Here is a 2,361-nt window from a genome sequence, read left to right on the forward strand (position 1 = left end):
TTTTTATAGTATCTATATAAAGTGTGATAAAATTCTTATATTGTGGCTTCTAAAATATCAATGCTAAACAGGTTCGACCATATAATCTTCTAGAAGACAGAATATATTAGAATTTTCACAATTTATATATTTAGCTTTTGTAGATAAATTTAAAGGTCAAATTCTCTACGATATAATCATGATTCAAGCAAGTTTTTTATTTTTCTATGCTTTCTAAAAAATATATTTATTCCATATTTGTCGCACAATTTTAATAAGCAATAAGACGAGATCATCAGTACATATGGCATAGCAGGATAGAAATATCGTCCCATTGTAAAAAAGGCAAATATACGGCGATAAAATATATTATAAACATCATAGGCAGTAGAGCTAATTTGTTTTTTAGCTTATCTCTTGCAGATAAGCATATACCCATGATACATAATAGTATCATAATAACATGATATAAACCTGCTGCAATGAAGATTATTCCTAATATTTGATTCAAGTAGAATGGGTAGTTTATCTACCACCATGTTTTTTCAAAAGTTCACCATAATGTAAATTTTAATGGGTATTTTAGAAAAAGTTTCTCTAACCCATATTTTGAGATATCTATCTCTACATCATTCTGCTTTTGCTCGGAGTTATGTATATAACTGTAATCAAATTGTCTATAATTTAAGTCATCTGTTTTTCTAGAACTTTGATCATAATTTATGTATGTACCTTGAAGCATAGGATTTCCTGTAGCTAAAGTGAAAGGTATGAATTTATGAAAAAGGTTGTAATTTCTTATCCACCATGGAGTTAAAATTGCTGAAAATATGATAACAGTAATCGAGGCATATTTTACACAATCAATAAATTTTATTTTCTTATAAGCCACATTATAAGTATTACAATATGATATAAATCAATTGTTGGACTAGATAGTGTTGCGAGTCCCCAAAATATTACCTCAAACATATAGTATATTAATTTATTCTTTTCTAAAGCCTCTAGGGAAAAAAGTACTAAAAGCATGACAAAAAACTTAAAGAAAGTTTCTGTCAATATGAGATTAGCACACCATATTTCTGATATGCAGAAAGTATCAAAAAGTACTGAAATAATTACAATCTTGCTATTAAATATTTTTCTTTCGATCCTATTATAAAAATCTATTATATATTAATTGCAAAAACAAGCTTGTAACTAAAAAACATTAGCTTTTTCTATATTATATAAGAAAATAACTATAGGATTAACAATAATACTGTCTAATAGTAGTTGAATTTACGTTAGAACAATTTGTATTTATTTATTAATTATAACATAATAAACCATAATTGAAAGCTTTTCAAACAAGCTTAATTAAGGAAACGTAAAATGAATTTGCAACTTCCATTTTTTTGATATATTTAAAAAATATGAGTTGGCGGCTAAAAAATTGATCTTCCTCGAAAGATAAAGCTTAAGTCTAGGAAGAAAACTTCTACGACATCTTCAGATAGCAAGGCATTACATAGAATGGGAAGAACATATGTTGATTTTAATTTGTTTCTTGTAGAAAATTCAGATACTTCAGTAGGTGAAATGGATACGGTCCATGGTACAAGAAACGGTAAAGTACTTCTAACATTCTTTTTCTGTAAATGCTCATTAATGCTTGCATTTATAATTGATTCTTGCACTCAATTAGATGTTAAGAAGATCATAGATGAGCTTTACGAATCTTTTGGAGAAGAAGTATTTAAGGAAAGTTTTCTTGTGATATTAACTGATAATGGTTAGAGTTTAAAGCACCTGAAATATTTGAATATGATGCTTATGTGAATAATAGTACAAAGATATTTTATTGTGACCCAATGGCTTCATATCAGAAGCCTCACATTGAAAAGAACCATGAATACATAATATATATCTTTCATAAAGGTGAATCATTTAATAAATTTACTCAGCAACAAATAACTTTGGCTATAAACAATATCAATAGTACGTCAAGAGCCAATTTAAATGGCCACATACCATTCAAACTGGCTCAAATGCTAATGAACAAGCCTCTGCTAAAACAAATTCAACCAGACGAAGTGTATTTAAAACCTACACTTTTAAAAAAATAGGATAGTAAAATCTTGGATAAATATCTCCGGATTTTAGTTTTTAATAAATTTTGGGTGGCCTATTATACATGCAAAAAATTCATGTATTTTGCTATCTCATAGAGATTATAAACTATTTTTACAATAATAAACACTGATTTTACGCACCAAAAACTGAGTTTACTCCTTTAATTTAATAGAAGTCGGGAAAACAGAAGTTATTTTTTCAATTAACCTTAATTAAGGAAACTTCATAATAATTATTTACAGTTGAAAAATATCAACAAAATTATAT

General features: G+C 27.2%; 4 protein-coding genes. 2 read left to right on the forward strand and 2 right to left on the reverse strand.

What is annotated here, in order from left to right; all coding sequences use genetic code 11:
- Window positions 1-532 precede the first annotated feature (532 nt).
- Window positions 533-871 (reverse strand): hypothetical protein, encoded by a 339-nt coding sequence (locus tag CLORY_RS22645; RefSeq protein WP_079428837.1) that lies wholly within the window; start codon window positions 869-871, stop codon window positions 533-535.
- Window positions 853-1,152: a glycosyltransferase family 39 protein gene (locus CLORY_RS24295; RefSeq protein WP_079428839.1), complete on the reverse strand. Its 300-nt coding sequence runs from the start codon at window positions 1,150-1,152 to the stop codon at window positions 853-855. Before CLORY_RS24295 ends, CLORY_RS22645 begins: the two co-directional genes overlap by 19 nt.
- Window positions 1,153-1,494: 342 nt before the next feature.
- On the opposite strand from CLORY_RS24295, the gene CLORY_RS22655 reads away from it, so the two are divergent.
- Together CLORY_RS22655 and CLORY_RS22660 are read left to right on the forward strand one after the other, a co-directional pair.
- Window positions 1,495-1,758, forward strand: coding sequence for a hypothetical protein (locus CLORY_RS22655; RefSeq protein WP_079428841.1), 264 nt, complete (start codon window positions 1,495-1,497; stop codon window positions 1,756-1,758).
- Between the two features lie 38 nt (window positions 1,759-1,796).
- Window positions 1,797-2,087, forward strand: coding sequence for a hypothetical protein (locus CLORY_RS22660; protein ID WP_079428843.1), 291 nt, complete (start codon window positions 1,797-1,799; stop codon window positions 2,085-2,087).
- Window positions 2,088-2,361: the final 274 nt, after the last annotated feature.

This window comes from Clostridium oryzae (genome assembly GCF_002029235.1).
In the GTDB taxonomy this organism is placed as follows: Bacteria; Bacillota; Clostridia; order Clostridiales; family Clostridiaceae; genus Clostridium_AE; species Clostridium_AE oryzae.